At 72.7% G+C, this 25,418-nt stretch carries 28 protein-coding genes; 11 read left to right on the top strand and 17 right to left on the bottom strand.

The features are described from left to right. Nucleotides 1-69: 69 nt before the first annotated feature. The 3 genes from ABZ342_RS14115 to ABZ342_RS14105 all read left to right on the top strand — a co-directional run bounded on the left by ABZ342_RS14115 (nt 70) and on the right by ABZ342_RS14105 (nt 2,468). Complete coding sequence (locus ABZ342_RS14115) at nt 70-537, top strand: glycogen operon protein GlgX (RefSeq protein WP_360472640.1); 468 nt, start codon at nt 70-72, stop codon at nt 535-537. An 81-nt stretch (nt 538-618) separates the two neighbouring features. Next, on the top strand, nt 619-1,566 hold the full coding sequence (locus ABZ342_RS14110; protein ID WP_360472637.1) for a GNAT family N-acetyltransferase: 948 nt from the start codon (nt 619-621) through the stop codon (nt 1,564-1,566). 209 nt (nt 1,567-1,775) lie between these two features. Then, nucleotides 1,776-2,468 (top strand): signal peptidase II, encoded by a 693-nt coding sequence (locus ABZ342_RS14105; RefSeq protein ID WP_360472635.1) that lies wholly within the window; start codon nt 1,776-1,778, stop codon nt 2,466-2,468. 10 nt (nt 2,469-2,478) lie between these two features. Here ABZ342_RS14105 and ABZ342_RS14100 read toward each other — a convergent pair whose 3' ends face one another. Then, nucleotides 2,479-3,432, bottom strand: coding sequence for a sensor histidine kinase (locus ABZ342_RS14100; RefSeq protein WP_360472632.1), 954 nt, complete (start codon nt 3,430-3,432; stop codon nt 2,479-2,481). A 164-nt stretch (nt 3,433-3,596) separates the two neighbouring features. Beyond that, nucleotides 3,597-4,181: a helix-turn-helix domain-containing protein gene (locus ABZ342_RS14095; protein WP_360472629.1), complete on the bottom strand. Its 585-nt coding sequence runs from the start codon at nt 4,179-4,181 to the stop codon at nt 3,597-3,599. 110 nt (nt 4,182-4,291) lie between these two features. On the opposite strand from ABZ342_RS14095, the gene ABZ342_RS14090 reads away from it, so the two are divergent. Continuing rightward, nucleotides 4,292-5,560 (top strand): alpha/beta fold hydrolase, encoded by a 1,269-nt coding sequence (locus ABZ342_RS14090; protein ID WP_360472626.1) that lies wholly within the window; start codon nt 4,292-4,294, stop codon nt 5,558-5,560. An 11-nt stretch (nt 5,561-5,571) separates the two neighbouring features. Continuing rightward, nucleotides 5,572-6,948 (top strand): MDR family MFS transporter, encoded by a 1,377-nt coding sequence (locus ABZ342_RS14085; RefSeq protein WP_360472623.1) that lies wholly within the window; start codon nt 5,572-5,574, stop codon nt 6,946-6,948. A gap of 319 nt (nt 6,949-7,267) precedes the next feature. Here the strand turns inward: ABZ342_RS14085 and ABZ342_RS14080 are convergent, their stop codons facing one another. Beyond that, the gene (locus ABZ342_RS14080; RefSeq protein ID WP_360472620.1) at nt 7,268-7,723 is read right to left on the bottom strand and encodes a DinB family protein; all 456 of its coding nucleotides are present in this window, start codon (nt 7,721-7,723) and stop codon (nt 7,268-7,270) included. A gap of 151 nt (nt 7,724-7,874) precedes the next feature. On the opposite strand from ABZ342_RS14080, the gene ABZ342_RS14075 reads away from it, so the two are divergent. Together ABZ342_RS14075 and ABZ342_RS14070 are read left to right on the top strand one after the other, a co-directional pair. Beyond that, nucleotides 7,875-9,176 (top strand): DUF1800 domain-containing protein, encoded by a 1,302-nt coding sequence (locus ABZ342_RS14075; RefSeq protein ID WP_360472617.1) that lies wholly within the window; start codon nt 7,875-7,877, stop codon nt 9,174-9,176. Then, nucleotides 9,173-10,381, top strand: a complete 1,209-nt coding sequence (locus ABZ342_RS14070; RefSeq protein WP_360472614.1) for a DUF1501 domain-containing protein — start codon at nt 9,173-9,175, stop codon at nt 10,379-10,381. The genes ABZ342_RS14075 and ABZ342_RS14070 overlap by 4 nt, the downstream gene beginning before the upstream one ends. Here ABZ342_RS14070 and ABZ342_RS14065 read toward each other — a convergent pair. Genes ABZ342_RS14065 through ABZ342_RS14045 form a run of 5 tightly spaced genes read right to left on the bottom strand, consistent with a single transcriptional unit; the run spans nt 10,374 to nt 14,444 of the window. Then, entirely contained in the window at nt 10,374-11,684 is a 1,311-nt protein-coding gene (locus ABZ342_RS14065) for a HAMP domain-containing sensor histidine kinase (protein WP_360472611.1), read from the bottom strand. The genes ABZ342_RS14070 and ABZ342_RS14065 overlap by 8 nt on opposite strands. Next, nucleotides 11,681-12,361, bottom strand: a complete 681-nt coding sequence (locus ABZ342_RS14060; protein WP_360472609.1) for a response regulator transcription factor — start codon at nt 12,359-12,361, stop codon at nt 11,681-11,683. Before ABZ342_RS14060 ends, ABZ342_RS14065 begins: the two co-directional genes overlap by 4 nt. A 9-nt stretch (nt 12,362-12,370) precedes the next feature. Further along, nucleotides 12,371-12,991: a DUF5947 family protein gene (locus ABZ342_RS14055; RefSeq protein ID WP_360472606.1), complete on the bottom strand. Its 621-nt coding sequence runs from the start codon at nt 12,989-12,991 to the stop codon at nt 12,371-12,373. After that, a complete protein-coding gene (locus ABZ342_RS14050) occupies nt 12,988-13,446 on the bottom strand; it encodes a NifU family protein (protein ID WP_360472604.1) in 459 nt (152 codons plus the stop codon). Before ABZ342_RS14050 ends, ABZ342_RS14055 begins: the two co-directional genes overlap by 4 nt. Continuing rightward, on the bottom strand, nt 13,443-14,444 hold the full coding sequence (locus ABZ342_RS14045; RefSeq protein ID WP_360472601.1) for a hydrogenase expression protein HypE: 1,002 nt from the start codon (nt 14,442-14,444) through the stop codon (nt 13,443-13,445). The genes ABZ342_RS14050 and ABZ342_RS14045 overlap by 4 nt, the downstream gene beginning before the upstream one ends. Before the next feature lie 169 nt (nt 14,445-14,613). On the opposite strand from ABZ342_RS14045, the gene ABZ342_RS14040 reads away from it, so the two are divergent. After that, complete coding sequence (locus ABZ342_RS14040; protein WP_360472598.1) at nt 14,614-15,132, top strand: helix-turn-helix transcriptional regulator; 519 nt, start codon at nt 14,614-14,616, stop codon at nt 15,130-15,132. Here the strand turns inward: ABZ342_RS14040 and ABZ342_RS14035 are convergent. The 6 genes from ABZ342_RS14035 to ABZ342_RS14010 all read right to left on the bottom strand — a co-directional run bounded on the left by ABZ342_RS14035 (nt 15,129) and on the right by ABZ342_RS14010 (nt 20,054). Beyond that, nucleotides 15,129-16,094: an MEDS domain-containing protein gene (locus ABZ342_RS14035; RefSeq protein ID WP_360472596.1), complete on the bottom strand. Its 966-nt coding sequence runs from the start codon at nt 16,092-16,094 to the stop codon at nt 15,129-15,131. The two genes, ABZ342_RS14040 and ABZ342_RS14035, sit on opposite strands and share 4 nt — an antisense overlap. Before the next feature lie 358 nt (nt 16,095-16,452). Beyond that, nucleotides 16,453-16,914: a DUF6292 family protein gene (locus ABZ342_RS14030; RefSeq protein WP_360472594.1), complete on the bottom strand. Its 462-nt coding sequence runs from the start codon at nt 16,912-16,914 to the stop codon at nt 16,453-16,455. Between the two features lie 319 nt (nt 16,915-17,233). Continuing rightward, on the bottom strand, nt 17,234-17,902 hold the full coding sequence (locus tag ABZ342_RS14025; protein ID WP_155543154.1) for a hypothetical protein: 669 nt from the start codon (nt 17,900-17,902) through the stop codon (nt 17,234-17,236). Between the two features lie 20 nt (nt 17,903-17,922). Then, nucleotides 17,923-18,288 (bottom strand): hypothetical protein, encoded by a 366-nt coding sequence (locus tag ABZ342_RS14020; RefSeq protein ID WP_196425446.1) that lies wholly within the window; start codon nt 18,286-18,288, stop codon nt 17,923-17,925. 31 nt (nt 18,289-18,319) lie between these two features. Further along, complete coding sequence (locus ABZ342_RS14015; protein ID WP_155543153.1) at nt 18,320-18,688, bottom strand: roadblock/LC7 domain-containing protein; 369 nt, start codon at nt 18,686-18,688, stop codon at nt 18,320-18,322. Between the two features lie 385 nt (nt 18,689-19,073). Next, nucleotides 19,074-20,054: a sigma-70 family RNA polymerase sigma factor gene (locus tag ABZ342_RS14010; protein ID WP_360472590.1), complete on the bottom strand. Its 981-nt coding sequence runs from the start codon at nt 20,052-20,054 to the stop codon at nt 19,074-19,076. Nucleotides 20,055-20,148: 94 nt separating this feature from the next. Between ABZ342_RS14010 and ABZ342_RS14005 the strand changes: the two genes are divergently transcribed. Both ABZ342_RS14005 and ABZ342_RS14000 read left to right on the top strand, forming a co-directional pair. Then, nucleotides 20,149-20,712, top strand: coding sequence for a dihydrofolate reductase family protein (locus tag ABZ342_RS14005; protein ID WP_360472587.1), 564 nt, complete (start codon nt 20,149-20,151; stop codon nt 20,710-20,712). Nucleotides 20,713-20,825: 113 nt separating this feature from the next. Continuing rightward, a complete protein-coding gene (locus ABZ342_RS14000; protein ID WP_360472584.1) occupies nt 20,826-21,269 on the top strand; it encodes a hypothetical protein in 444 nt (147 codons plus the stop codon). A 9-nt stretch (nt 21,270-21,278) separates the two neighbouring features. Here ABZ342_RS14000 and ABZ342_RS13995 read toward each other — a convergent pair whose 3' ends face one another. Then, entirely contained in the window at nt 21,279-21,641 is a 363-nt protein-coding gene (locus tag ABZ342_RS13995; RefSeq protein ID WP_360472581.1) for a nuclear transport factor 2 family protein, read from the bottom strand. A gap of 78 nt (nt 21,642-21,719) precedes the next feature. Between ABZ342_RS13995 and ABZ342_RS13990 the strand changes: the two genes are divergently transcribed. Then, nucleotides 21,720-22,514, top strand: coding sequence for a MerR family transcriptional regulator (locus ABZ342_RS13990; protein ID WP_360472578.1), 795 nt, complete (start codon nt 21,720-21,722; stop codon nt 22,512-22,514). A 53-nt stretch (nt 22,515-22,567) separates the two neighbouring features. On the opposite strand, the gene ABZ342_RS13985 is transcribed toward ABZ342_RS13990, so the two are convergent. Both ABZ342_RS13985 and ABZ342_RS13980 read right to left on the bottom strand, forming a co-directional pair. Then, nucleotides 22,568-23,044, bottom strand: a complete 477-nt coding sequence (locus tag ABZ342_RS13985) for a (2Fe-2S)-binding protein (RefSeq protein ID WP_155543145.1) — start codon at nt 23,042-23,044, stop codon at nt 22,568-22,570. Between the two features lie 10 nt (nt 23,045-23,054). Further along, on the bottom strand, nt 23,055-25,334 hold the full coding sequence (locus tag ABZ342_RS13980) for a molybdopterin cofactor-binding domain-containing protein (RefSeq protein ID WP_360472575.1): 2,280 nt from the start codon (nt 25,332-25,334) through the stop codon (nt 23,055-23,057). Nucleotides 25,335-25,418 lie beyond the last annotated feature (84 nt).

The following is a 25,418-nucleotide window of genomic DNA, read 5'->3' as shown; positions in this document are numbered from 1 at the left end:
GCTAGCGGCACTGAGTGCCGTTAGGCTGGCGGTCGCTGCCCCACCCCACCCCGCGGAAAGGCGTCGACGATGTCGCTCGACCAGCAGGTGCCGACGAGCACCACCGTGACCGGCGACCCGGCGGGCGACCGGGTCGACGCCTTCTACGGCCGCCTGTTCGGCTGGCCGGTGAAGTGGCGCGGCGTCCACCCGTTCCTGGCGCTGGAGAACGGGATCTGCGCGGTGACGCTGCCCAAGCTCAGCGCCGGCCCGGTCCTGGCCCGGCTGGCGGCGACGGGCTGCCAGGGTCCGGCCATGCACCTCCCCACCCAGCAGGGCCCGCGGGTCGCGCTGCTCGCGGAGACCGACGGCCTGATCCCTTCGCGTTCGGAGTTGCCCCGCACCGTCGAGGTGCTGGCCTGGGGCACGCTGCTCCCCCTGCCGGTCGGCACCCGCCGGGTGGACGCGGCGACGGAGTGGCTGTCGGCGCCGGACCCGCAGCAGCGCTGGCTGCCGAGCTTGGGCGCCGTCCTCGCGGGCATCCCCGAACGCCGGTAGCCCGGTCCACCCGGTAGCCCGCTCCACACTGCCCCGAAATCGGTTCGACGGCTTCCCCGCGTCCTGACACAGTGGCTGACCATGGTGACCGCCGAACTGCTGACCGCCGACGACGTCGAGCTCATGCAGGGTCTGGCGCAACGGATCACCGCCACCCGGCCGGAGCTGGTGAACAGTGACGCGTCGTACGGCGAGCTGGCCTGGAACTGGGGCCGGGGGCACGCCGCCGACGGTGCCGGCTGGCGGCGACGGCTGTGGTTCTCCGACGGCGAGCTGGTGGCGTGGGGCTGGGCCCAGCTCCCGCGCCGGGTCCGGCGCACCGACGGGTCCGTCAAAGACGTCACCGGCGCGTACCTCGCCCACCAGGTCCACCCGGAGCACGCCGGCCTGGTGGACGACGTGATCACCTGGTTCGATGCCACGGCGGAGAACCTCGAGCGCACCGTGCTGCCGTGTGCCGGCGACGAGTTCGCGCTGGAGCGCTGGGCGGCGCACGGCTACGAGACCGACCCGGCCGCCCTCGGCGACACCGGGTCGTGGACCCAGCTCACCGAGCGGGACCTCGTCGACATCGAAGAACCGGTGCTGCCGCGGGGATTCCGCTTCCGCACCGCGGACGAGGCCGGGCCGGCGGCCGCGGTCGAAGCCCACGTGCACGCGTGGACTCCGACGTCGTACACGGCCGAAGCCTACGAAGGCGTCCGCCGGACGCCGGCGTACCGCGGCGACCTGCACATCCTCATCGAAGCGCCGGACGGGACGATGGCGGCGTCGGCGATCCTGTGGCTCGACGAGGTGAACGAGACCGTCGAGTTCGAGCCGGTCGGGACGCACCCGGGCTACCGGCGCCTCGGGCTGGGCCGGGCGATGATGCTGCACGGCCTGCACCGGGCGCGGGCGGCGGGCGCGCGGCACGCGACCGTCGCCTGCCTCGGTGCGCCCGGACACCCCCGGGCCCGCGGGCTCTACCACGGCGTCGGCTTCCGGGAGATCTCCCGGGACGCGCCGTTGCTCAAGATCGCCGACTGAGGATCACGGCGGCCGCTCGAACCGCGCCGCCGTGGCTCACCGGCCCCGGGCAGCGCCCCTCACGTCCACAATGGACACTTTGATTCCCGAACGCGATGTTTGACGGCGCCGCCGGTGGGGTATTCACCAACCCCGCGAATCCACGCAGCCCCGTCGCCGCCCGTCCGGGCCACGGCCCGTGGTCGCCGAGCCCGGGCTGTGAGGAAACCATGAGCTCCGACGGCACCGCCGGGACCACCCGGCTCGAAGCGGCAGTTCCCGGCGCGCGGGTCTCGCGGCCGCCGTGGACCGCGTTCGCCCTCATCCTGGTCGTCGTCGTGGACCAGGTGACCAAAGCGTGGGCCTGGCGCGAAGTGCCACGGGCGCACATCAACTTCGGCGGCAACCCGCTGGTCGGGCCGGTCGTCGGGGCCTGGTACGCCGGTCCGGTGACGGGGGCGGTGCTCGACCTCGCCGGCAGCGCGCTGCTGACCGCCGCCGTGCTGCTCCTCCTGCGCCGTCGGCACCCGGCGTTCCTGCGGGCGCCGGCGGCGCTGGCGATCGGCGGCTGGATCAGCAACCTGCTCGACCGCCTCGGGCTGCACCACCTCACGGCGCCGGGCAGCGTCCGCGGCGCCATCGACTTCGTCCCGGTCGGCCGGTACACCTTCAACGTCGCCGACTTCTTCATCATCGGCGCCACCCTGGCGTTTTCGCTCGCCCACGGCTACCGGTGGGCCACGGCGAACCTGTCCCACACCTCCGCCGACATCCCCCGCCCCCGGCCGCGGCTGCGCACCCCGGCGCGCATCGTGACGGCCAGCGGTGCCGCCGTGCTCGTCGCCGCCGTGACGCTCGGGGCCACCCACTACGGCGGGACGACGCATCCCCCGCGCGTCCACCGGACTTCCGTGAGCCGGTAGGCGGGCCGGCTCAGCGGCGCCAGGGGTTGCCCGCGGTGAGCCGGGCGGTGAAGCCGGTCTCGTCGCGGTGCAGCGTCACCTGGCTGCAGACCTGGTGCGCGATCCACAGCCCGCGGCCGCCGATGTGGCGGGCGGCCGGCAGCAGGCCGGCGAACGGGTCGGCGGGGCCTTCGCCGGTGTCGTGCACGGTCACCACGACGTGGCCGGCGTCGGCCCAGATCCGCATCGTGATCGGCGGGCGGCCGTAGCGCACCGCGTTGTCGACGATCTCGCTGACCGCCAGGACGAGGTCGTCGATCTCACCGGCGGGCAGGTCGGTCCCGGCGATGCCGAGCACGGCGTGGCGGGCGGTCGGCGGGTCCGGGTCGGCGAGCTCGACGAGCGGAGCGGAGTGCTGGATCGGGTGCGGCGTCATCGGCCGCGGGTCCGCCAGGAAGGCCGGCGGGTCGATGTAGCCGGCGTTGCGGCGCTGCCCGCCGGGAATGGCGACGAACGGGTGCGTGCGGGCGACGTCGTCGAGCACGTGCCGCGGGGTGGTGCGCGTGTCGTAGGCGCAGACGCTGCGCAGCGGGAACTCGTCGTAGGCGTGGTTGACCGCGGCTTCGTACCGGGCCCACCAGTCCCACGACGTGTCGATGGCGGCGCGTGGGATCTCGCCGAAGATGCGGATGCCCCCGGCCCCGTCGGCGACGAGCCCGGCCATCAGGTCGCGGTAGGACCTGATCGCGGCAGCGGGCCGGGCGTAGAAGTCGTCCGTGGACAGGTACTGCGTCTTCGCCGCCGGGGAGAGCGCCCGGCGGACCAGTTCGGCCCGCTCCGGCTCCAGTGACACGAGCGTGGGCTCGCCCGCGGCCAGCCCGCTTTCGAGGAACGGCACGGCGACGGCGAGCAGGTCGGCATCGGAGCGGTAGCGGACGGCGGCGTGGTCGTAACCCCGGCGGGCGGCCTTCGGATCGGCGGTCACGACGCGCGCTCCGCGCGGGCCGCACCCCGGCAGCGGGCCGGCGAAACCGGCTCACTGTCGCCCTGTGTCGGCATCTGCACGGTCCGAGAGTACGCCGCCCGGGCACACCACGATGAGACGACGGTCACGGTGGGCCGAAAGCGGCAAACCGACGGGCCCCGGCCTCAGCTCTCGAGGGCGGCCCGCGTGAGCACGCTCGCCGTGTGGACGATGCTGTCCACCGCCTCCCCGGCCGGCAGTCCGTGCAGATCGGTGAGCCCGAACAGCGCCTCCGCGCTCATGACGACCGCGAGATCACGCTTCAGCTGAGCCAGCTCCGGCGCGGCCATCCCGCCCAGCTCGGCCGGCGGGGCCAGCGCCGCCTCGATGAGGCCGAAGCGCAACCCCGGCCGGGCGGCCGTGTCCGCGGGGCGGGTGATCGTCGCCGCGATCATGGCGCGGACTGCGCCCTCGTGGGTCAGGACGTGGCGCAGCAGGTGTTCCGTCGCGGCGGCGACGCGGGCGACGGGATCCACGCGGTCAGCCAGGGGTGCGAGCGCCTCGGCCGGGTCGAACAGCGTCCCCGCGACGGCTTCCCGCAGCAGGCTCGCCAGGTCCGGGAAGTACCGGTACGCGGTCGCCTCGGACACCTCCGCCGCCTTGGCGACCTCGGGCATCGTCACCGTCCGGCCGTCGCGGACCAGCTCGGTCGCGGCGGCCAGGATCGCGTTGCGCGTCCGCCGCTTCTGGTTGACCCGTCCGCCGTCCATCGTCGCCGCCTTCCGTGACCCGAGCCGGCTCTCATCATAAGAGTGCACTTGCACGAACGCTAGATGAGGGTCTACCTTCCTCGTGATAGTTCACTCTCACAAGGAGCAGCATGACGCGCATCGCGATCGTCGGGCCCGAAGACGGCGAGATCACCATGACCGGCCCGATCCGGTTGCGGATCCTGGAGGACGGCAGCACCACCGGGCACCGGCTGGGCCTGGGCGAGATCGTCGTCGCCCCGCACACGCCCGGCCCGCCGCAGCACCGGCACGCCCAGCACGACGAGGGCTTCTACGTCGTGCGCGGCACGGTCCGCTTCACGGTCGGCGAAGAGAGCCACGACGCTCCCGCCGGGAGCCTCGTCATGGTGCCGCCGGGCGCGCCGCACACCTTCGCGAACCCGGGCGACGAACCCGCGGTCATCCTCAACACCTTCACCCCGGACCTGTACGTCCAGTACTTCCGCGACCTGCGCGCGTTCGCCGAAGAGGCCGGCCGGCCCGCGCGGGGCGACGAAATCACCGAGCTCATGGCCCGCTACCACACGGAACCGGCGACGACCTACGCGAGCGAGACGCCGGTGACCACCGACGTCCGGCTCGACGACGACCTGGTCGTCCGGGTCGAAGAACGTGGTGCCGGCCGGCCGGTCCTGCTGCTGCACGGCGGCGCGGGCCCGGCTTCGGTCGCCGTTCTGGCCGCGCTCCTCGCGGCGCGCGGCGCGCGGGTGCTCACGCCGGTCATCCCCGGCTTCGACGGCACCCCGGCCGCCGGTGGCGTCACCGACGTTCCCGGGCTGGCCCGCACGTTCCGGCGGCTGCTCGGCGAACTCGGCCTTGGCGGCGTCCTCGTCGCCGGCAACTCGGTCGGCGGCTGGATCGTGGCGCAGATGGGCGTCGACGAGCAGGCGGCCCGCGACGCCGGGGAGACGTCCCGCGTCGACCGGCTCGTGCTGCTGGACGCCGTCGGCATCACCGTCGACGGGCACCCGATCACCGACCTGTCGGCGATCCCGCCGGACAAGCTCGCCGACCACGTCTTCCACTCCCCCGACCGGTTCCGCACGGACCCGTCCCTGCTGCCGCCCGAGCGCCTCGCCGCCATGCAGGGCAACGCCGCCGCCCTGACCGGGTACGCGGGCGACCCGTACATGCACGACCCCGCGCTGCGGGCCCGGCTCGAATCGGTGCGGCTGCCGGTGCGGGTCGTCTGGGGTGAGAGCGACGGGATCGCCGACCTGTCCTACGGACGCGCCTTCGCGGCGGCTTTCGCCGGCGAGAACGACGAAGGCGCCGAGTTCACGGTCGTGCGCGAAGCGGGCCACCAGCCGCAGCTCGAACAGCCGGACCGCGTCGCCGACCTCGTCCTCGGCGTCTGAGGGGAACCGTCATGGTCGTCTCCCCACCACCCCTCGACGTGCCCGCGCCGCCGATGAGCCCGGGACGGCTGCGCGCGGCGTTCGCCGTCCTGCTGCTCGGCATGCTGCTCGCGATGCTCGACACGACCGTCGTCGGCACCGCGATGCCGACGATCGTCGGGCAGCTCGGCGGCCTCGACCGGCTTTCGTGGGTCGTCACCGCCTACACCCTGACGACGGCCGCTTCGACGCCGATCTGGGGCAAGCTCGGCGATCTCCACGGGCGCAAACGCGTGCACCTGAGTGCGATCGCGCTCTTCACGGTCGCCTCGGTGGCGTGCGGGTTCGCCCAGGACATGACGCAGCTGATCGCGTTCCGCGCGGTCCAGGGCCTCGGCGGCGGCGGGCTGGCCGTCGGCGCGCTGTCCCTGATCGGGGTGCTGGTCCCGCCCCGCGAACGCGGCCGCTACCAGGGCCTGACGGCGAGCGTGATGGCCGCGGGGCAGATCGGCGGCCCGCTCTTCGGCGGTCTGGTGACGAGCTTCCTGGGCTGGCGCTGGAACTTCTACCTCAACCTCCCGCTCGGGCTGGCGGTGTTCGCGGCCACCGCGGTCGTCCTGGTGGTGCCGTCCGCGCCCCGGCGCCGGGTGCACCTGGACGTCGCGGGCGCGCTGCTGCTCACGACCGCCGTGACCGGCTTGCTGCTGCTCACCACCGGCACGGGCCCGGTGGCGGTGCTCCTGCCGATCGCCGTCGCGGCCTTCGCGGCCTTCGTCGCGGTGGAACGGCGCAGCAGCGAACCTGTCCTGCCGCTGAGCCTGTTCGCGCGGCGCAACATCCGGCTGACGACCGCGGTGGTCTTCGTCGTCGGCGTGGTCAGCTTCGGCACGATCACGTTCGTCCCGCTGTTCCAGCAGACCGTGCAGGGCGTTTCGGCGTCCGGCTCCGGAACGCTGCTGCTGCCGATGACCCTGGCCGTCGTCATCGCGTCGCAGGTGGCCGGGCGGGTGAGCAGCCGGACCGGCCGGTACCGGATCTTCCCGATCATCGGGGCTTCGGCGATGGCGGCGGGGTGCGCCGTGCTCGCGACCGGCCACGCCGGCACCCCGATCTGGCTCACCAGCGGCGCGCTCGTGCTCGTCGGTGCCGGGCTCGGCCTGAGCACGCAGCTGATGACGGTGATCGCCCAGAACACCGTACCGGCCGGAGAGATCGGCGTGGCGACGGCGAACACGACGATGTTCCGCACGATCGGCGGCGCGGTCGGCACGTCGGCATTCGGCGCGCTGCTGGCCGGCGGCCCGCTGGTGACGGGGATGTCGCGCATCTTCGCCGTCGCCGCATTCGTCGCCGCGCTCGCGGTCGTCGCGGCGTGGCGGATCCGGGAGGTCCCGCTCCGGTCTCGGTAGTGCGCCGTTTTCGGGCTGCGTTGGCGAAATGGGGAGATCCGGGGCCGCTGTCGCGGTTGTCATGAAACTGGCCGGCACCGCCTGCTCGACCCCGGCACCGGCCCCTCCGCCGACGTCCACGACCGCCCGGCCACGACCGCGGTGACCACCACCCAGCGGGCCGCGCCACCGTTCACGCCGCCGGCGTCGCCCGCGAAGGTCACCGGAGCGTGCCGCTGGACCGGACCTTCACGCCGGGCCCCCAGTTCCAGTGCCGCTACGAAGGCAAGTACGTGACGCCGTGGATGCTCGACCTGGCCGGGATGCTCGCCGATCGGCTCTAGCGGAGGAGGTCGCGGGTCAGCTCGAGCTGACCGTGGTGTTGCGCCAGTTCTTCGTACACGTGCTGCAGCGCACCGCCTTGCGACCGGCCCGCCGGGGTCCCGGCGTACTTGACGGGCGCCGGAGCGCGCGGCGGCGCGGCGGACTCGGCCACCAACAGGTCGGCACGCAGCCGGTCCTTGGCGGCGGCGACCCGTGCGATCAGCGCGTCCACCGGGCCGGACGCGGTGAATTCGGCCTCCCGGTCACGCTCCACCGCGCGGCCGGCGACGAGCGAGCCGACCCAGAACTCGAGGACGCCGAGGCAGTGCGTGACGATCACGTAGGGCGAGTTGGCCCCGGGCAGCGGTGGCCGCCGGTTGGCCCGGTCGTCCCCCAGCTCGGCGAGGATCGCCGCCATGCCGTCGAGGGCCCGGCCGGCGAACCACAGGTAGTCCTCGTCACTGATGTCCATGCGCTCCCCTGGTCGGATCGGCCGTCGAAGCCGGCGCCGACCTTACCGGCACGACGGCGAACGAGCTCGGGGCCGCTGGCAGCTGTGGATCGCCTTAAGAAACGCCCTCGCCGGTCGCCGTCACCAGGTCGCGCGCCGCAGGATCGGGGGCATGGTGGTTCTCTCCGAACGCGCGGCGGTCCGGCGGCTGCACGATCGCCTCGGCTTCGGGCCCCGGCCCGGGGATCTCGACCGGGGCTTCGCCGAGACCCGCGATCGGCTGCTCGGCGCCGGCCCGGACGCCGGGGCGGCCGCGACGCCGATGCCCGACCTCGGCCCGCCGCCGGACAAGCCCGGCAAGAACGCCGACCAGGCCGCGAAACAGCAGACGAAGAAACAGGTGCAGGCCCAAGCCACGCAAGCCGTCGGCTGGTGGCTCGATCGGATGGCCGCCGCCGACGTCGCGTCGGTCGAACGGCTCACCTGGTTCTGGCACGGGCACTTCGCCACCAGTGAACAGAAGGTCCGCAGCCCGCGGCTGATGCTCGCGCAGAACCGGACCCAGCGCGACCACGCCCTCGGCAGCTTCACCGACCTGGCCCGCGCGATGGTCGTCGACCCGGCGATGCTCCTCTGGCTCGACGGCAACAGCAACAAAGCGGGCAAGCCCAACGAGAACCTCGCCCGCGAGTTCATGGAACTGTTCACCCTCGGCGTCGGGCACTACACCGAGGACGACGTCCGCGAGGCGGCGCGGGCGCTCACCGGCTGGTCCGCCCAGCGCGACGCCGACGGAGCGCGGCTGGTCGCCAAGCGGCACGACGACGGCGTCAAGCAGATCCTCGGTGCGAGCAGCGACTTCGACGCGGAGTCCTTCACCGACCTCGTGCTGGGCCGGCCCGAGTCGGCGGCGTTCGTCGCCGGGCGCGTGTGGTTCCGGCTCGTGTCCTCGGCCCCACCGCCCGCCGATGTCCTCAACCGGCTGGTCGCCGCCTACGGGAGCCGCCGCGACATCCGGGCGCTGCTGCGCGCGGTCACCGACGAGCCGGCGTTCCACGACAGCGCGACGTCGCTGGTCAAGCAGCCGGTCGAGTGGCTGGCCGGCCTGCTGCGGGCGCTCGGCGTCCGGCCGGGGAAGCTCGACGACAAGACCCGCGCGCAGCTGCTGACCGGGCTGCGCGGGATGGGCCAGGTGCCGTTCCAGCCACCCAGCGTCGGCGGCTGGGCGGCGGGCGGGGCCTGGCTGACGACGTCCGCGGGCGTCGCGCGGCTGCACCTCGCGCAGCAGGTCACCGCACACGCCGACCTCGGCGCGGTGACGAAGGCGCGCGACAAGGTCGCCGCGATCGGGGACCTCCTCGGCGTCGACGCCTGGTCCGACCGGACCCGGGCCGCGCTGGCCGGCGTCGCCGGGAATGTCCGTCAACTGTCCACAGTGGCCGCTTGTGCCCCCGAATACGCAGTGAGCGGGTGACGATCGTGCAGCAGGTGAACCGACGCCGGTTCCTCACCGCGACCGGCGTGACGGCCGCGGCGGCGCTCGCCGCCGGGGCCACCCAGGTCGACTGGGGTCACCTCATGACGGCCGCCGGGGAGAACCCGCTCGACCCGGGCGCGGGGGTGCTCGTCGTCGTCACGCTCTACGGCGGCAACGACGGGCTCAACACGGTCGTCCCGGCGAGCGACTCCGCCTACCTCAACGCCCGGTCCGAGCTGGCGTACAAGCCCGAAGAAGTCCTCGATCTCGGCGAAGGCCTCGGGCTCAACCCGGGCATGAAGGGCTTCAAGAGCCTCTGGGACGGCGGGCAGCTCGCCGTGCTGCGCGGCGTGGGCTACCCCAAGCCGGACCACAGCCACTTCAGGTCGATGGCGATCTGGCAGACGGCGTCGCCGGAGACGTCGGTGCCGACCGGCTGGCTCGGCCGCTGGCTCGACGCGACGGGCGACGACCCGCTGCGCGCGGTGTCCGTCGACCCGGTGCTGCCGCCGATGCTGGCCGGCGAGCGGACGGCCGCGGCGTCCCTGCCCGTCGGCGGGCTGAAGCTGCCGGAAGGCGCGCTGGGCAAGGCGTTCGAAGGCCTGGGCGCCGGTCAGGCCGGGGAAGGGTTCTGGCAGGCACGCGCGGCGCGATCGGTGAACGACCTGCACCGGGCCGTGCGGACCCTCGGTTCGTCCACAAAGGACGGACACAAGGTCAAGGGAGAGCTGGCCGCGCAGCTGGACGTCGTGGCCGGGCTGATCGAAGCGGGCGTCCCGTCGCGGGTGTACTCGGTGTCGCTGGGCGGGTTCGACACGCACGCCGACGAACGCGGCACCCAGCAGCGCCTGCTCACCGAACTGGACGGCGCGCTGACGCCGTTCGCGCAGCGGCTGGCGAAGTCCGATCGCGGCAAGCAGGCGACGGTGCTGGTGTACTCGGAGTTCGGCCGCCGGGTCACGGCCAACGCGAGCCAGGGCACCGACCACGGCACCGCGGGCCCGGTGTTCGTCCTCGGTTCGAAGGTGAAGGGCGGTTTCCACGGCGCGGAGCCGAGCCTGACCGACCTCGACGACGGCGACCTCAAGCTGACCACGGACTTCCGCGACGTCTACGCGAGCCTGGTCGAGGACGTGCTGGGCACGGACGCGGGCAAGGTGCTGCCCGGCCACAGTGGACGAATGGACGGCCTCTTCACCTGACGGGCGGCAGACCGGTCAGCCGGAAGCGCGCTCCCCCGCCCGGTGCCGCCTCGCACCACAGGTCGCCGCCGTGCGCACGGGCGAACCCGCGGGCGATCGGCAGTCCCAGGCCCGAGCCGCCTTCACCACCGCGAGCCGCGTCGAGGCGGACCAAGCGGTCGAAGATGCGCTCGCGGTCCGGGCCCGGCACGCCCGGACCCGTGTCGGACACGACGACGCCGTCCCCGGTGACCTCGACGGTCAGCGTCCCGCGGCCGTCCATCGCGCGCACCGCGTTGCCGGTCAGGTTCGCCACGATCTGGGTGAGCCGCGCGCGGTCGCCGAGCACCCGCGTGTCCGGCCCGGAAACCTCGACCACGACGTCGGGCGCGGTCAGCCGCACCTGGTCCGCCTGCGTCCGCACGAGATCGAGCAAGGCGACCGGCGCGCGCTCGAGCTGCGCGCCCGCGTCGAGCCGCGCGAGGTCCAGCAGGTCGGCCACCAGCTTCCCGGCCCGCCGCGACTCGCGGACCACCAGCAGCTGCAACCGTTCCCGCTGCTCCGCGGGCGCGTCGGGCGGCTGCTGGAGCAGCGCCTCGGCCGCCGCCTGGATCCCGGCCAAAGGGGTCCGCAGCTCGTGGGCCGCGTCGGCGACGAACTGGCGCGTGCGTTCTTCCGACGCCTGTGCCGCCCGCTCCGCGCCTTCGAGGGCGTCGAGCGCCGAGTCGAACGCGGCGGCCGCGCGGCCCAGCTCGGTGCCGGTGCGCTCCGGCGCGAGCCGCCCGCCGCGCCCGCCGGAGACGATCGTGCGGGCCAGCCGGGTCGTCGCGTCGAGCGGTGCCAAGGCGAACCGGACGGCCAGCAGCAACGCGACCGCGGCGACGAGCAGGGCCCCGAGACCGGTGCCGAGCAGCACCCACCGCAGGCTCTGCTCGGCCGCCGCGATCAGCGACTCGTCGGCGGTGAGCGTCAGCTTCGCGCCGTCGACGCGCGCCGGCCCGGACAGCGTGGCCCGCACTTGGCGGATCCGATCGTCGGCCGGCAGGTCGGCCGCGCCGAGGAACGTCCCGTCGGGCAGCGCCAGCGACGCCCGCACCCCGCGTGTTTCCAGGCGCCGCAGCAGGTTCTGCGGCGCCACGTTCTGCTTCGCCAGCTGCTGGGCCAGCTGGACCCGCGCGGTGAGCACGGCGTTGACGTCCCGCTCGGCCTGCGCGCGGAACACCGTGTCGACGACGAGCCCGACGGCGACCAGCACCACCGCCAGGACCACCAGCACGGTGACGGTGACCCGGCGCCGCAGCGACGTCGTCCGCAGGCCGGTCACGGGTCCCCGCGCAGGACGTACCCCTGGCCCCGGACCGTGTGCACCACGCGCGGGCCGTGCGCCTCGAGCTTGCGGCGCAACGTGCTCACGTTGACCTCGACGAGGTTCGCCGCGTAGTCGCCGTAACCCCACACCGCGGTGAGAACCTGGGTTTTCGTGACGACCCGGTCCCGGTGCTCGGCGAGGTGCACGAGCAGCTTCCACTCGGTGGAGGTCAGCTCGACGTCGGCGGCGCCGTAGCGGACCCGGCCGCCCTCGACGTCGACCACCAGCTCCCCGACCTCGATGGTGGGCCGGGTGCGGCCGGTCCGGCGCAGCACCGCCGTCACCCGCGCGACCAGCTCGGCCAGCACGAACGGCTTCACGACGTAGTCGTCCGCGCCTTCGCCCAGGCCGCGCAGCCGGTCTTCGACGCCGTCGCGGGCGGTCAGCATCACCACCCCGGCGGCCGAGTGCCGCCGGATGACGCGCAGCAGCTCGAAGCCGTCCCGGCCGGGCAGCATCACGTCCAGCACCACGAGGTCCGGCCGGGCACGGGTCAGCTCGCCCTCGAGCCCGGCGCCGTCGGCGCACGCCCGCACCGAGAACCCGGCGGTGGTCAGCGCCGCCTCGACCGGCACGCGGATCGCTTCGGCGTCCTCGATCAGGAGGATGCGCGGGGCGGTCGGCTCGTCCACCCGTTCAGCCTAGTCGTCGCCCCCGCACAGCGGTCGTGCTCGCCACGCGATCTCCGCGAACAGCTCGCCGACGCGGGCCCGCATCTCGGGCCCGCCGTCGCGGCCGGCCCAGAACCGGCGGACCGCGCCGACGAGCCGGTAGCACGCGTCGATCGGGACGAGGAAGCACTCGGTGATCCGCTCGGTCCCCCGGAACACGATCGCCTCGACCTCGGGTTCCGCCGCCGCGAGCAAGGGGTGGCCCGCGGTGAGGTCCGCCCAGAGCTCGAGCGGCAGCACGGTCTCGGTGGCGCCGGCCGGGCCGGGCTGGAACGCCGTGACGCGCGTGCCGCGGCGCAGGACGAACGCGAACCCCGCCGGGACGTCGAGCCGGCGCCAGTCGAGGCAGGCGACCGGGTGCCCGGGGTCCCACAGGTAGCGCTCCGGCACGGCGCGGTAGCGCGGGTCGCCGCTCGCGCACCGGGTGGACAGCAGGAAGCACGCCCTGCAGGAGCACAGCAGCCCGCGGCGGCCGGTGTCGACGACGTGGCCGTGGCGGCCGGCCACCGGCGTCCCGCACAGCTCACAGCGTTCGGGCCGCACCGCGCGCCGCTCCCGCACGGCCGGGAAGGATCCACTGTGGACGCTCATGAGGCCCGCCCCGCCGGCGGTCCCACGCCGATCTGGTAGAACGCCGTGACGAACTCGACGCCGGTGACCTCGGGAGCGGCGTCCCGGACCGCGGCTTCCACCACTGCCTGGGGCACACCCGAACACCCGCCGCCGAGCCACACGCGCGCCACGCCGCCGTCGAGGCCCAGGTACCCGGCGTCGCCGCCCACCCGCTCCAGCGCGAGCCGGACGCGCTCGGCCACGTCGAGGGGGTGCAGGTCGTGCAGCACCAGCAGGTCCGTGACGACGTCGTCGGCGGCGATCGCGTCGAGCAGGTCCGGCGCGTGCTCGCGCAGCGCGGCGACCACCCGGGTCAGGCCGTCGCCGTAGAGGTCGGTCAGCTGCCGGACGAGCTCCTCCGCGGACCGCCGGTGCTCCCCGGCGAGCAGGGTGGCCAGCAGCGTCCCGAGGCGGGCCCCGGCGGCGGGGGTCACCGGTCCCCCGCCGTCCGGATCTCGCGCAGGATGCGGATCGCCGACCCGGCCACGCTGGTCGTCGCCGTCGGCACCCCCGCGTCGGCCGGGTCCTCCATGAACGGCATGAACTTGTCGGGGAACCCGGGCATGGTGCAGCCGATGCAGATGCCGCCGACGTTCGGGCAGCCGCCGACGCCGTTGATCCAGCCGCGCTTGGGCACGTTGCACCGGACCACCTGGCCCCAGCACCCCAGCTTCACCAGGCAGCGCGGGGAGTCGTGGCGGTCGGCGAACTCGTCCTGTTCGTAGTAGCCGGCCCGGTCGCAGCCTTCGTGGACGGTGTTGCCGAACAGCCACTTCGGCCGCAGCGCTTCGTCGACGTCGATCTCCGGCGCACTCCCGGACGCCTGGAAGAGCAGGTGCAGGATCGTCTCGGACATGTTGTCCGGCTGGACCGGGCAGCCCGGCACGCACACGATCGGCAGCCCGGCCCACGACCGCCAGTCCCGGCCGAGGTACTCGGGCACGCCCATCGCGCCGGTCGGGTTGCCCGCCATGGCGTGCACTCCGCCGTAGCTGGCGCAGGTGCCGACCGCCAGGATCGCCATCGCCCGGGGAGCCAGCCGGTCGAGCCATTCGCTCGCCGTCACGGGCTGGCCGGTCTCGGGGTCGGTGCCGAAGCCGCTCCAGAAGCCTTCGGTCTTGGTGGTCTCGTCGGCGATCGACCCCTCGACGATCAGGATGAACGGGTCGAGCTCCCCGCGGGCCGCGCGGTGCCACCATTCGATGAAACTGTCCCGGCCGCCGTCGGGCCCGCTCTGGAAATCGAGGAACGGCCAGTGCATGGCGATCTCCGGGAGGCCGGGAAGCCCGCCGAGAACGATCTCTTCGATACTGGGCTGGGTGGCCGCGGTGAGCGCCACGGATTCGCCGTCGCAGCTCAGCCCGCCATTCATCCACAGGATATGAACGGTCGGTGGTGTATTTCCGGAGCCGGCCTCCGTGGCGCTGACCATCGTGGACCCCTTCGCCGCGCACGCGAGAAGACGCCACCGTAGTCCCGTCGGACAGGTGCGGCAAGAGCGCCGGACACTCCTGATCGCCCGGGCGGGACAAAACCGGACGTCCGCGCCGCGCGTTTCCGCGACTACACTGGACACGTCGTCGGAAGGGACATTGATCGAAATGGAATCGGCCGGCCGGTCGCAGGGGAAGTCGATCGAAGTCGTGGCGGTCGAAATCGTCACGAAGATCTTTCCGGCTCGCCCGTCCGCGGTTCCCCGGATCCGGGAATTCGTCCGGCACTGCCTCGGGGACGCGCCGCTCGCCGACGCGGAAGACCGCGAAATCGGCAACACGATCCTCCATGCGCTGCTGACCGCCGCCGGACCTTCCGGGGTGCTGGAGGTCTCCTGCCGGAAATACCCCGGGCGCGTGGAGTTCGACGTGCTCCCTTCCCGCGCCCGGCCGGACGGCCCCGCGGCCACGCGGCCGGAACCGGCCGCCAGTTTCGCCGACTGGCTGGCCGAGGCGCTGCGCAGCCGGGGAATCTCCAAGGAGACCGCGGCCGAGCAGCTGGACGTGTCCGCCAAGACGCTGACCCGCTGGCTCGGCGGCCAGACCGAGCCCCGCTTGCGCGACCTGCGCCGGATCGAGGACCGCTTCGGCGACGTCCGGCTGCGGCGCGGGACAGAAGTGTCCTAGGCGCCGTCCGGGTTTCCGGCGGTCATCGCCAGCTCGATGGTGCAGCCCGCGGCGTCGGAGCTGACGTCGAGCCATTCGCAGATCCGGTCGCTCATCCACAACCCGGCGCCGGCGGGGCGGAGGCCGTAGAACGCCGGGCCGTCGACCGGCCGGTCGCTGTGCAGCGTGCACACCACCCGGCCGGCCGCCGGCCGCACCCAGACGGCCGCCCGGTCGATGCCGTGCTCGAGCAGGTACGCGATCGCCTCGCCGACGGCGACACCGAACAGCGTCACCGTGTTCTCGGATCGAAGCAGGGCGCTCGCCCGCTCGAGCACGTGCCGCCGGACGGCGACCAGATCGCCCTCGAAGCGGAAGAGGTCGGCCGCGGAGCCCGGCGGTGCCGGCTCGCCGGATCCGCCGGCTTCCGCGGGTGCGGTGAACTCGCCGGACGGCCGGACCTCCCCGTCCACGACGCATTCCGGGTGGGCGCGCCGGGCGTGCTCGACCGCGCCGGCGTCGAGGGTCCGGGTGTCGTACGGGCAGATCATCCAGATGTGGGTGCCCGCCAGGGACACGTTGAACTCCGCTTCGGCGCGCTGCCACGCGGCTTCTTCGCCGGGGCTGCCCGCCCGGGCGGGCTCGGCGAGGACGCGGACGGCACCGGTCGGCGCGGTGGCGCGGTGCCGGTTCCAGTAGCGGTGCAGGGCGTCGGCCAGCTTCGCCGGACGGCGGCCGATGTAGGCCGATTCGGCGAACGCGATCCGGTCGGTGTCGGCGCCCACCGCGGCCTGCAGCAGCCCGAGGTTGGCCGCGGTCGTGGTGACCAGCACCGGCTCACCCCGGCGCAACCCTTCCTGCGCGAACGGGACGGCCATCGCGAGGAACTCGGCGTCGCTGCCGTAGAGGCACCCTTGGTGCCGGAAGCCGGCCTCCGGCGCACCTTCCGGCGCGGATCCGGCGGCCGGAGTCGTCCTGTGCACGAAGCCTCCTGAAGCCGTCGCCGATCGCTCGTCGCGATGATCTGTTTTTCCCCGGAATTCCCGCAGAACGCCGGTAGCGTACTCGACCGCACCCGATCCGGCTATTACTCACCGAATTGATTGCACCCGTTCGGAGCAATTGACGCGCTGGGCTCACGGCACCCGCCCGGCACTGCCGGGATCGGCGGTTCCGGAGCACGAAACCGCCGTGGCACAGCAGGTCGAAGCCAGATGTGTCCCAGTGGGGCCGGGCGCGGACACTACTGTCCGCGGGCTCCCCGGAAACGGATCGGAAACCATTGTATCCACGTGTTCGAAGAACAATTCCCGCCGCACCGGCGGGCAGGACGGAATTGTTTCACCACGCGTGGGGCCGGAACGGGACCGTCGCCGCCCACCGGACGCGGCGATGACGGCCGAGCCGGGTGAGCAGATCCCCGCGATCGCCGCTCAGGTCCGGCGGAACGGGCTCGCCGGACGCGCCGCCCGCGGACCGGACCGCCGTCACGAAAGCGCGGACGCGGGACGGCGCGGGCACGAGCTCGTCGCCGAGGTAGGCGAGCACCAGCAGGTCCTCGCCGGAATGCGTCTCCATCGCGAACGCCCAGCCGTGGCGCTCGTCCCACACCAGCGCCATGTCGCGGCCGGGATGCCGGCGCAACCGCACGTCGAGGGCGACGTACGCCGAAGCCGGGTCGCCGGGATCCACGGTGCAGGACTCTTCCCCCACATCGACCGCGGCACCCACCGCCGCCAGGTAGCCGATCAGGCCGCTCCGCAGGTGGTGGTCACGGTCGATACCGGTCAGCAGCGGGATCACCCTCCATCGTGTCGGCACGCAGGGCGGCCGTGGCGGGAGGTGGCACGCCGGGACCGGAGCCGGTCACCGCGTGGTGTCACATCGGGACGAACACGGTCGCCGTGGGCCGCGTCGCGCCGGGACGGGCACCGGCCACCTCCGGCCGGGTCGCATCGGGACTCGACGGTACGGTTCCGCGGCCGTCACCGGAAGGCGCCTTTCGGCCCTATCGGCCGGGACTTCCGGCCCGCGCGGCGGACGCGGCGCGGGCCGAAGGTCCCCCCTCGCCGAAGGTCTTCGCCTCGACAGCGCCGCGCTCGGGACGGGCGCAGCGGCGGGGTCAGGACGAGACTTCCATCTCCAGCCCCATGATCCGGACGGTGCGCCGGCGGCGGAGCCAGCCGCGGGCGGGCGCGCCGTCCGGGAGCTCGTCGAGGATCGCCTTGCGCTGCGCCGAGGTCGTCGACCGCCAGCGCATCGCGAGCACCGGGCGGACCGGCGCGATGAACGGGCGCACCCGTTCGTGCGCCCCGGACAGCCGGACCTCGTAGTCGCGGTCCGGCCGGTACGCGAGGTCCAGGTCGATCAACGGCTCGGCGCCGCCGGCCCGGTGGTGGGAGCGCGAAAGCACGCGGGCGAGCTCGTCCAGCGCGACCTTCAGCGTGCAGGGCATCTGGTCCTGCCAGCGCCCGAGGCGCGGGGCGTTCACCGCCGCCGCCGTGACGTCGGCCGCGAGCACGACCACGGCCCGGACCGGCGTCCCGGCGAGCTCGACGCGGATCCGCCTGCCGTCCGCGTCGACGGAGAAGCGCAGCACACGGTCGGCCACGACGGCACCCGACCGCAGCCGCACCCACTCCTCGACGGCGTCGGGCGAAGGGCAGGACGACACGAAGGTGAACGCCAGCTCGTCGCCGGCGAGGTTCATCGCCACCGGGAACAACGAACCGAGGTCGTGCATCAACGTCGTGCCGATGACGAGTGCGGCGCGGGAGCCGCCTCCGGTCATCGCCCTCTCCTCCTCCGGGGTTACACCTGCAGGTCGGCTTCGATGCGTTTGAGGTAGTGCCGGGCCAGCGCGAGGTTCGCCCGCTCCCGGTCCAGCACGAGGTACAGGAACAGCGAGTTGCGCGAGGTGTTGATCAACCGGATCAGGTGGTACTGGCGGTGCAGCGTGATCAGGATGTCCTCGATGCTGTCGTTCAGCGCGAGCGACGACATCACCCGCAGCTTCGCCCGCACGACCTCGGTGTTGCCGGCGGCGGCGACCTCCAGGTCGAGCCACTCGCCACCACCGCTGGTGCCGAGCGACATCCCGCTTTCGTAGTCGACCAGCGCGACGCCGACGGCGCCGGCGATCGACATGGCTTCCTTGAGCGCGGTGTCGATGTTCATCATCATGCCGTTCCTTCCGTTGAACTTGCTGCTACGCGGCCAGAATCGTGCCGATCCGCTCGATGACGGGCCGGGACTCGAAGAGGAGGCGCCCGACGTTCAGGCCCTTGTCCCCCAGGACGACCATCAGCGCCAGCCGCCCCACGGCGTAGACGGCCATGTAGCCGTCGCTGCCGAACACGACGGTCTGGCTGAGCGTGCCCTTGCCCGTCATTTCGGCGGCCTGGCGCGCGATCCCGAGATCGGCGGCGGCGAGCGCGGAGATCTTCGCCGGATCGAGGTAGTCGTCCGCGTCGGCGATGATCGGTATCCCGTCGACCGCGGCGAGCACCGTGCCGGTCACCCCCGCTACGCTTTCCCGGAGATTTCGCAGCTCAGCGGCCAGTGCGTCGAAGTCCAATTCTCTTCTTTCCTTCGGAATCACCGATCGACCCGGGACGGGCGCGGTAACTCCGGTCGAAGTCATGAGCAAACCGGCGGCGGTAAAGACGATCAGCCGTTCGGGCTGCCCTGCCGCGGGGGACCCTACAGCCATCATCACTTAACGCTCGACGGTCACTCTCGCCTTTACACGATCGGGTGAAGCACGCCGGTTGGTGTAACCAAAAATAATTCACCACGGAAACCGTCGTCCATTGATCACAACGGAGACGGCGTCGGTGTTCCCGATTTTCGGCGGCCCGCCTGAAATGCGCTTAAGCCGTCAAGAGACCCCGATCACGGTTGTATCTCTGCGTGATCGGCAGGTCACTTTCACCCATTCGCCGCGGCACCGGCGTCCGCGGTCATTCCGGCAGCGAGCGCGGGAGGCCGAACGCCGGGAGCACGCTGTTCTCGAAGCGCGTCATCGCCCGGATCCGGTCGCCGGCCAGCTCGAGGACGTACAACCCCGTGCCGTGCCGGATCCCCGAAGCACCGCACAGGTAGGCGCCGAACGCCGGCTGGCCGTTGGCGCGCGTCGGGACGAGGGTGAAGCGGCGGCCCGCGCCGAACAGGCCGGCGCAGAAGCGGGCCGTGACATCCCGGCCCTCGTATTCGAGCGGCAGCGGCGGCATCGCCATGAAGACGTCGTCGGTCAGCAGGGCGACCAGCGCGTCGATGTCGGCGCTCTCCCACGCGCGCACGAAGTTCGCCACGATCGCGTTCTCCTCGGGGGACCCCGGCGCGGGCGGCGCTGCGCCCGGCTCCCGGCGCCGCAGGCCGGCGCGAGCCCGCTTGAGGGCGCTCTTGACCGAGTCGGCCGTCGTGTCCAGCATCCCGGCGACCTCGCTCGCGGGAAACCCGAGGACGTCGCGCAGGACGAGCACGGCCAGCTGGCGGGGCGGCAGGGTCTGCAGGGCCGTCACGAACGCCAGCGAGACGGACTCGCTCCGCTCGTAACGCGCCTCCGGGCCGGCCGCCTCGGGAAGGAGCGCGTCGGGAAACGGCTCGAGCCAGACGACCTCGCCGAGCCGGGTCGGCTCGGGCGGTTCGACGCCGGGGATGTCCCACGCTTTCGCCGGGCGCCGGGCGGCCGAGCGCAACGCGCTGAGACACCGGTTGGTGGCGATCCGGTACAGCCAGGTGCGGATCGAGGCGCGGCCGTCGAAGCCGTCGAGCCCGCACCACGCGGACAGCAACGTGTCCTGCAGCGCGTCTTCGGCGTCCTGGAACGAGCCGAGCATCCGGTAGCAGTGCACCTGCAGCTCACGGCGGTGCGGCTCGGTCAGCGCCCGGAACGCCTCGCCGTCCCCGGCCCGCGCCCGGCCGATCAGTTCCGTTCCCATCCGCGTCCCTTCCCGTCGTGATTCTGTACGGACGCCGCCGGGGACGTGAAGGGGGCGCCGCCCCTTTTCCGGGTGCCGCGGCGTCGGAACCGGCATGGGAAAAATCATCATCAGCGAGAACGTCACGCTCGACGGAGTCGTCCAGGACCCGACCGGCGACGAGGGCACCGGCCGCGGCAGCTGGTTCACCTGGATCGGCGACGAGGACCGCGTGGCGTGGGCCGAGGTCGAGTACGAGGAAGCACTGGGCGCCGAAGCCCTCCTGATGGGACGGCGGACCTACGAGTACTTCATCAGGCGCGGCTGGGTGTCGCGCACCGGCGCATGGGCGGACCGGCTGCGGGATCTGCCGAAGTACGTCGTCTCCTCCGGCGCCGTCGGCGACGACTGGGGCACGACGAAAGTGCTGGGGATCGAGGAGGTCGCGAAGCTGAAGGAAGAGGTGAGCGGGGAGATCGTCGTCTACGGCAGCGGGCGGCTCGTGCACGACCTGATCGAGCGCGACCTGGCCGACGAGCTGCGGCTGATGACCTACCCGGTCGTGGCCGGCGCGGGCGGGCGGCTCTTCCCCGGGACGAGCGGCGTCAAGCCCCTGCGCCTGGTCGGCACCCGCGCGGTCGGCGGCTCCCTCGCCCTGCTGACGTACGCGACGGCGTGACCCCCGCCCCCCCGGACCTCGTCCTTTCGGCCGAGGTCCGGGGTACCTTCGGCCGAGGTGATCCCCTGCCCCGCTCCCCTAGCTTGATCGTCAAGCGGGAGCGAGGAGACGCCATGAGGGTGCGCAGCAGACGAGCCGGGGTCATCGCCGTCGCGGCCGGGGCGGCGGTGGTGGCGATCGGGGCGACGGTCATGGCCACCGCCGCCGACCCCGTCGCGCCGGAGGTCACCAGCGCGACGCCGGCCGAAGCCGGGCACGAGAACGAAGGCAAGTACACCGCCGCGGACTACGTGCTGAACGTGCACGAGCTGAACGACGACGGCGAAGGCATGAGCACCACCATCGGCCCGCACACCGTGTACTACTCGAAGACCTTGCACGGCACCGGAACCTGGACGCCGGTGGTCGTCAAGTTCTCCGTCGGCCGCGACAGCGACGCACCGACGGTCTTCGCCTACCCGGTGCCCAGAGCGGGCATGGGCGTCGACTGCGTCGCGTCCGGCACCGAGGCCGCACCGCTCGTCCGGTGCGAGACGAAGGCCGGCGGCCGACCATGAAGAGTTCGGTCAAGCTGCGTGGTTGGCGATGACGAGTTCGGCGACGAGGTCACCCCGCAACGCGAACCGGTAGTCGAGCTCGGCGACGCCACCCGGGAAAGTGCCCTCGAGCCGCACAGTCACCACCCAGTGACCGTCATCGACGCGGCGAGCGCCGATCTGCTCGGTCGTGTACTCGAACTCGGACCCGGCGTCCCGCAGGAACGCGTGGGCCTCCTCCTTGCCGCGGAAGGTCTCGCCCTGGTCGACGAGCACCGCATCCTCGGTGAGGAACGACAAGGCGGTGTCGGCGTCGCGGACGACGTGGGCGGCGAAGAACTCGCGCACGGTGGCCGGGAGCGGATCGGACGGGAGATCGGTGTGCTGTGTCATGAACCCATCGTGTGAGCTCGCGGCGTGGGAGGGTCAAGCCGTGGACCCTCTCCCGGGGGGAGAGTCCAGAATGGAGAGGTGCTGAGCATCGGCGAGTTCTCGCGGCTGACCCACTTGAGCGTGCGGACCCTGCGCCGGTATCACGAGGCGGCCCTGCTGGAACCCGCCGTGGTGGACGAGACCACCGGTTACCGCTACTACGGCATCGACCAGATCCCGGCCGCGCAGGTCATCCACCGGCTCCGCGAACTCGACGTCCCCCTGAGCGACGTGCAGCGAATCCTGCGGACCCCCGACCCCGGTGTCCGGGCGGCCCTGGTCGCGGACCACCTGCAACGCCTCGAGGACGTGCTCGACCGCACCCGGGCCGCGGTCGTGTCGCTGCGGCGCCTGCTCCGGCCCGACCCCGCGCCGATCGACGTCGAACTGCGGGCGGAGCCCGCCCGGACGGTCGCGGCGGTGGAGGCCGTAGTCGGGCACAGCGACGTCGAAACCTGGTACGCGGGCGCGATGGCCGAACTGGAGGCAGCCGTCGGCGCCGCCGCGACCGGACCGCCGGGCGGCTGCTACGACAACGCCCTTTTCGAACAGGAACGCGGTCACCTGCTCGTCTACCTGCCGACCGCCGCGCCACCTCGCACCGGACGGGTGCACCCCGCAGTTCTCCCGGCCGCGGAACTGGCCGTCACCACCCACGTCGGCGCGCACGACGGCATCGAGGTCACGTACGGCGAACTGGGGACCTGGGTGGTGGAGAACGCGATGTCGGTCGCCGGGCCGGTGCGGGAGGTCTACGTCGCCGGCCCTCGTGACGCGAGCGATCCCGCTGCGTGGCGCACCGAGATCGGCTGGCCGGTCTTCCGCGTCACCTGAAGCTCGTCGAGGACGCCTTCAGCGCAGCGAAGGCGTCCTCGACGATCACCGGGTCACATGTTCTTCGCGCCCGCCTTCACCGCTTCGCGGATGCGGGCGTACGTGCCGCAGCGGCAGATGTTGCGGATCTCGTCCAGGTCCGCGTCCGTGATGTCGCGGCCCGCCGCCTGTGCCTGGCGGACCTTCGCCACCGCCGCCATGATCTGGCCCGGCTGGCAGTAGCCGCACTGGGCCACGTCGCGGTCGAGCCACGCCTGCTGCATCGGGTGGAGGTCCTTGCCGACCGTCGCGGGCAGGCCCTCGATCGTCGTGATCTCGTCGGTCTCCTTGATGTCGGCCACTCGCACCGAGCACGGGTTGAACGCCTTGCCGTTGATGTGGCTGGTGCACGCCTTGCAGACGTCGAGCCCGCAGCCGTACTTCGGGCCGGTGATGCCCAGCAGGTCGCGCAGGACCCACAGCAGCCGGAGGTCGTCGTCGGCGTCGACGGTGACCACGCGGCCGTTGACCTTGAACGTTTGGTTCGGCACAGCGGGGCTCCTAGTAGGCGTGGTCGAGGCCGTCGGTCGGCGACGGCGGCGTGGACGGCTGCAGCGGCAACGGCTCGAAGCTCAGCGTGCCGTGGTTGATCGGGAACGACGTCGGCATCTTCCCGACGGCGCGGGCGTAGGCGCAGGCGACCGCGGCGAACGACGGCGCCACCGCCAGCTCCCCCGCGCCACTCGGGCTCGACGACGTGTTCGGCATGACGACGACCTGCGTCTCGGGCGGGGTGTTCCACTCCCGGGTGTAGAAGTAGTTGTCCCAGCTGCCTTCCAGCGGGAGCCCGTCCTTGATGTGGATGCTGGACGTCAGGCACATCGCGATGCCGTCGTTGAGGCCGCCGATCATCTGCGCCTCGAGGCCGCGCGGGTTGATCGCGAAGCCCGGGTCGACGACGACGAGCGCCTTCGTCACCCGCGGACCCGTGACGCCGTCGCGGATCGGGCGGTTGACCGTCGCCGGGCGGCAGTCGATCTCCACCAGCACCGCGACCGCGCCGCGGTACTCCGCGTGCAGCGCGATCCCCTGCGCCACCCCGGCCGGCAGCGCACGGCCCCAGTTGCCGACCTGGACGGCCTTGTCGAGCACCGCGCGCAGCCGGTCGTCCTTGAGGAACTCGCGGCGGAACGCCACCGGGTCCTTGCCGAACTTCTTGGCCAGCTGGTCGACGACGAGCTCTTCGGCGGTGACCACGTTGGGCGAGTAGATGTTGCGCATGCTGCCGGTGTTGAACTTCAGCGGGATCTCGTTGAGCAGCTGGGTCGTGACGCCGAAGTTGTACGGCGAGGACTGGCTCAGCAGGAAGATCGACTCGGCGAAGCTGAGGTTGCCGGCGATCGGGAGCTTCGCGGCGGTCGCGGTGATCATCTCGCCGAGCCCGTGGCTGAACTCCGTCTGCACGCTCGTGTGCCGCTGCTCGAAGCTGACGACGTTGCCGAGCAGGTAGGTCGCCCGGACCCGCGACACGCACATCGGGTGGATGCGGCCCTGGCGGAAGTCGTCGGTGCGCGACCACATCAGCTTGACCGGCTTGCCCATCTTCTGCGACGCCTCCGCCGCTTCGGCGGCCGCGTCGTGGAACAGGTGGCGGCCGAACGAGCCGCCGCCCTGGGTGACGTGCACCGTGACCGCGTCCTGCGGCAGCCCCAGCAGCTTGGCGATCTCCTCCTGGGCGACGATCGGCACCTTCAGGCACGACCAGATCTCCGCGCGGTCCGGGCGGACGTCGGCGATCGCGGCGCCGGTCTCCAGCGGGCTGTTGCTGGCGGCGGCGAAGGTGAATTCCGCGTCGATGTACTGGTCGAGCAGGCCGGGCACGGCCATCGGCAGCTGCGCGGCCTTGAGCTTCTTGAGCACGGTCGCGTCGGACTCGCCGTCGACCGTGCCCGCGCCCCAGGTCACCTTCAGCGCCCGGATCGCGTCGATGCACTGGCCGAACGTGCGGCCGCGCACCGCGACGCCGTGGGAGATCGCGACGACGTCGGTGATCCCGGACATCGCCTTGACCTCGGCCGCGTTGAGGATCGCGCGCGGCGTGCCGTTGATCGTGGGCGGCCGGGCGACCATGGTCGGCAGCGCGTTCGGCACGTCCAGGTCGAGGGTGAACTGCTTGGTGCCGGTGACCGCGGCGTGGGCGTCGAGGCGGTTCTGCGGCGTGCCGAGCACCGTGAACTGCGACTGCGGCTTCAGCGTCGCCGCCACGCTGATCGTCGTGGCGGAGGCGGCGGCCTTCGCGAGCGAGCCGTAGCTCGCGGTGCGGCCGCCGGAGCCGCGCACGACCCCGCCGGACGTCGTCAGCTGCGACGCCGGCACGCCCCACTTCGCGGCGGCCGCGGCGATCAGCCGCTGCCGGGCGATCGCCGAGGCGGTCCGGACCGGCGTGTAGATGCTGCGCATCGAGTTGGAGCCACCGGTCAGCTGGTTCATCAGCAGCTCGGGCCGGGCGTCGGCCAGCGTGACGTCGATCTTGTCCAGCGGGAGGTCGAGCTCCTCGGCGATCATCATCGCGACGGCGGTGGTCATCCCCTGGCCGACCTCGGCGCGCGGCACGGCGAACGCGGCCCGGCCGTCGGCGCCGATCTGCACGCTGATCAGGCCGGACGTCGGCAGCGCGGCGAGGTTCTGCAGGTCGCCGAGGTCGAAGATGTCCTCGGGCTGGGGCAGCGACGGGATCGCGGCGTCGGCCTTGCTCGGCGCCAGCTCCGCGCCCCCGACCTGCGCGGCGACGGCGAGCGTCGGCGCGGCGAGCACGAAACCGAGGAAGCGGCGGCGGGCCATGGAGCGTGGCTCGGACCCGGGTGGTGGGGCGGAAGGGTCGTGTTCGGGCATGAGCGGCTGGGACCTCTCGAACGACGGTGTGGG

Origin of the sequence: Amycolatopsis sp. NPDC005961 (assembly GCF_040629235.1) — a bacterium.
Classification (GTDB): Bacteria; Actinomycetota; Actinomycetes; order Mycobacteriales; family Pseudonocardiaceae; genus Amycolatopsis; species Amycolatopsis camponoti.
Note: the sequence above shows the minus strand (reverse complement) of the source record. Positions and strands in the feature narration are given on the sequence as shown.

Bases quoted from the DNA above. Each gene is read 5' to 3' on its own strand.
- ABZ342_RS14040 (WP_360472598.1), top strand. From the start codon at position 14,614: ATGGAATCGGCCGGCCGGTCGCAGGGGAAGTCGATCGAAGTCGTGGCG.
- ABZ342_RS14020 (WP_196425446.1), bottom strand. From the start codon at position 18,288: ATGAACATCGACACCGCGCTCAAGGAAGCCATGTCGATCGCCGGCGCC.
- ABZ342_RS14055 (WP_360472606.1), bottom strand. From the start codon at position 12,991: ATGAGCGTCCACAGTGGATCCTTCCCGGCCGTGCGGGAGCGGCGCGCG.
- ABZ342_RS14085 (WP_360472623.1), top strand. From the start codon at position 5,572: ATGGTCGTCTCCCCACCACCCCTCGACGTGCCCGCGCCGCCGATGAGC.
- ABZ342_RS13980 (WP_360472575.1), bottom strand. From the start codon at position 25,334: ATGGCCCGCCGCCGCTTCCTCGGTTTCGTGCTCGCCGCGCCGACGCTC.
- ABZ342_RS14105 (WP_360472635.1), top strand. From the start codon at position 1,776: ATGAGCTCCGACGGCACCGCCGGGACCACCCGGCTCGAAGCGGCAGTT.
- ABZ342_RS14075 (WP_360472617.1), top strand. From the start codon at position 7,875: ATGGTGGTTCTCTCCGAACGCGCGGCGGTCCGGCGGCTGCACGATCGC.
- ABZ342_RS14005 (WP_360472587.1), top strand. From the start codon at position 20,149: ATGGGAAAAATCATCATCAGCGAGAACGTCACGCTCGACGGAGTCGTC.
- ABZ342_RS14080 (WP_360472620.1), bottom strand. From the start codon at position 7,723: ATGGACATCAGTGACGAGGACTACCTGTGGTTCGCCGGCCGGGCCCTC.
- ABZ342_RS14115 (WP_360472640.1), top strand. From the start codon at position 70: ATGTCGCTCGACCAGCAGGTGCCGACGAGCACCACCGTGACCGGCGAC.
- ABZ342_RS14110 (WP_360472637.1), top strand. From the start codon at position 619: ATGGTGACCGCCGAACTGCTGACCGCCGACGACGTCGAGCTCATGCAG.
- ABZ342_RS14010 (WP_360472590.1), bottom strand. From the start codon at position 20,054: ATGGGAACGGAACTGATCGGCCGGGCGCGGGCCGGGGACGGCGAGGCG.
- ABZ342_RS14095 (WP_360472629.1), bottom strand. From the start codon at position 4,181: ATGGACGGCGGACGGGTCAACCAGAAGCGGCGGACGCGCAACGCGATC.
- ABZ342_RS13995 (WP_360472581.1), bottom strand. From the start codon at position 21,641: ATGACACAGCACACCGATCTCCCGTCCGATCCGCTCCCGGCCACCGTG.
- ABZ342_RS14000 (WP_360472584.1), top strand. From the start codon at position 20,826: ATGAGGGTGCGCAGCAGACGAGCCGGGGTCATCGCCGTCGCGGCCGGG.
- ABZ342_RS14025 (WP_155543154.1), bottom strand. From the start codon at position 17,902: ATGACCGGAGGCGGCTCCCGCGCCGCACTCGTCATCGGCACGACGTTG.
- ABZ342_RS14090 (WP_360472626.1), top strand. From the start codon at position 4,292: ATGACGCGCATCGCGATCGTCGGGCCCGAAGACGGCGAGATCACCATG.
- ABZ342_RS14045 (WP_360472601.1), bottom strand. From the start codon at position 14,444: ATGGTCAGCGCCACGGAGGCCGGCTCCGGAAATACACCACCGACCGTT.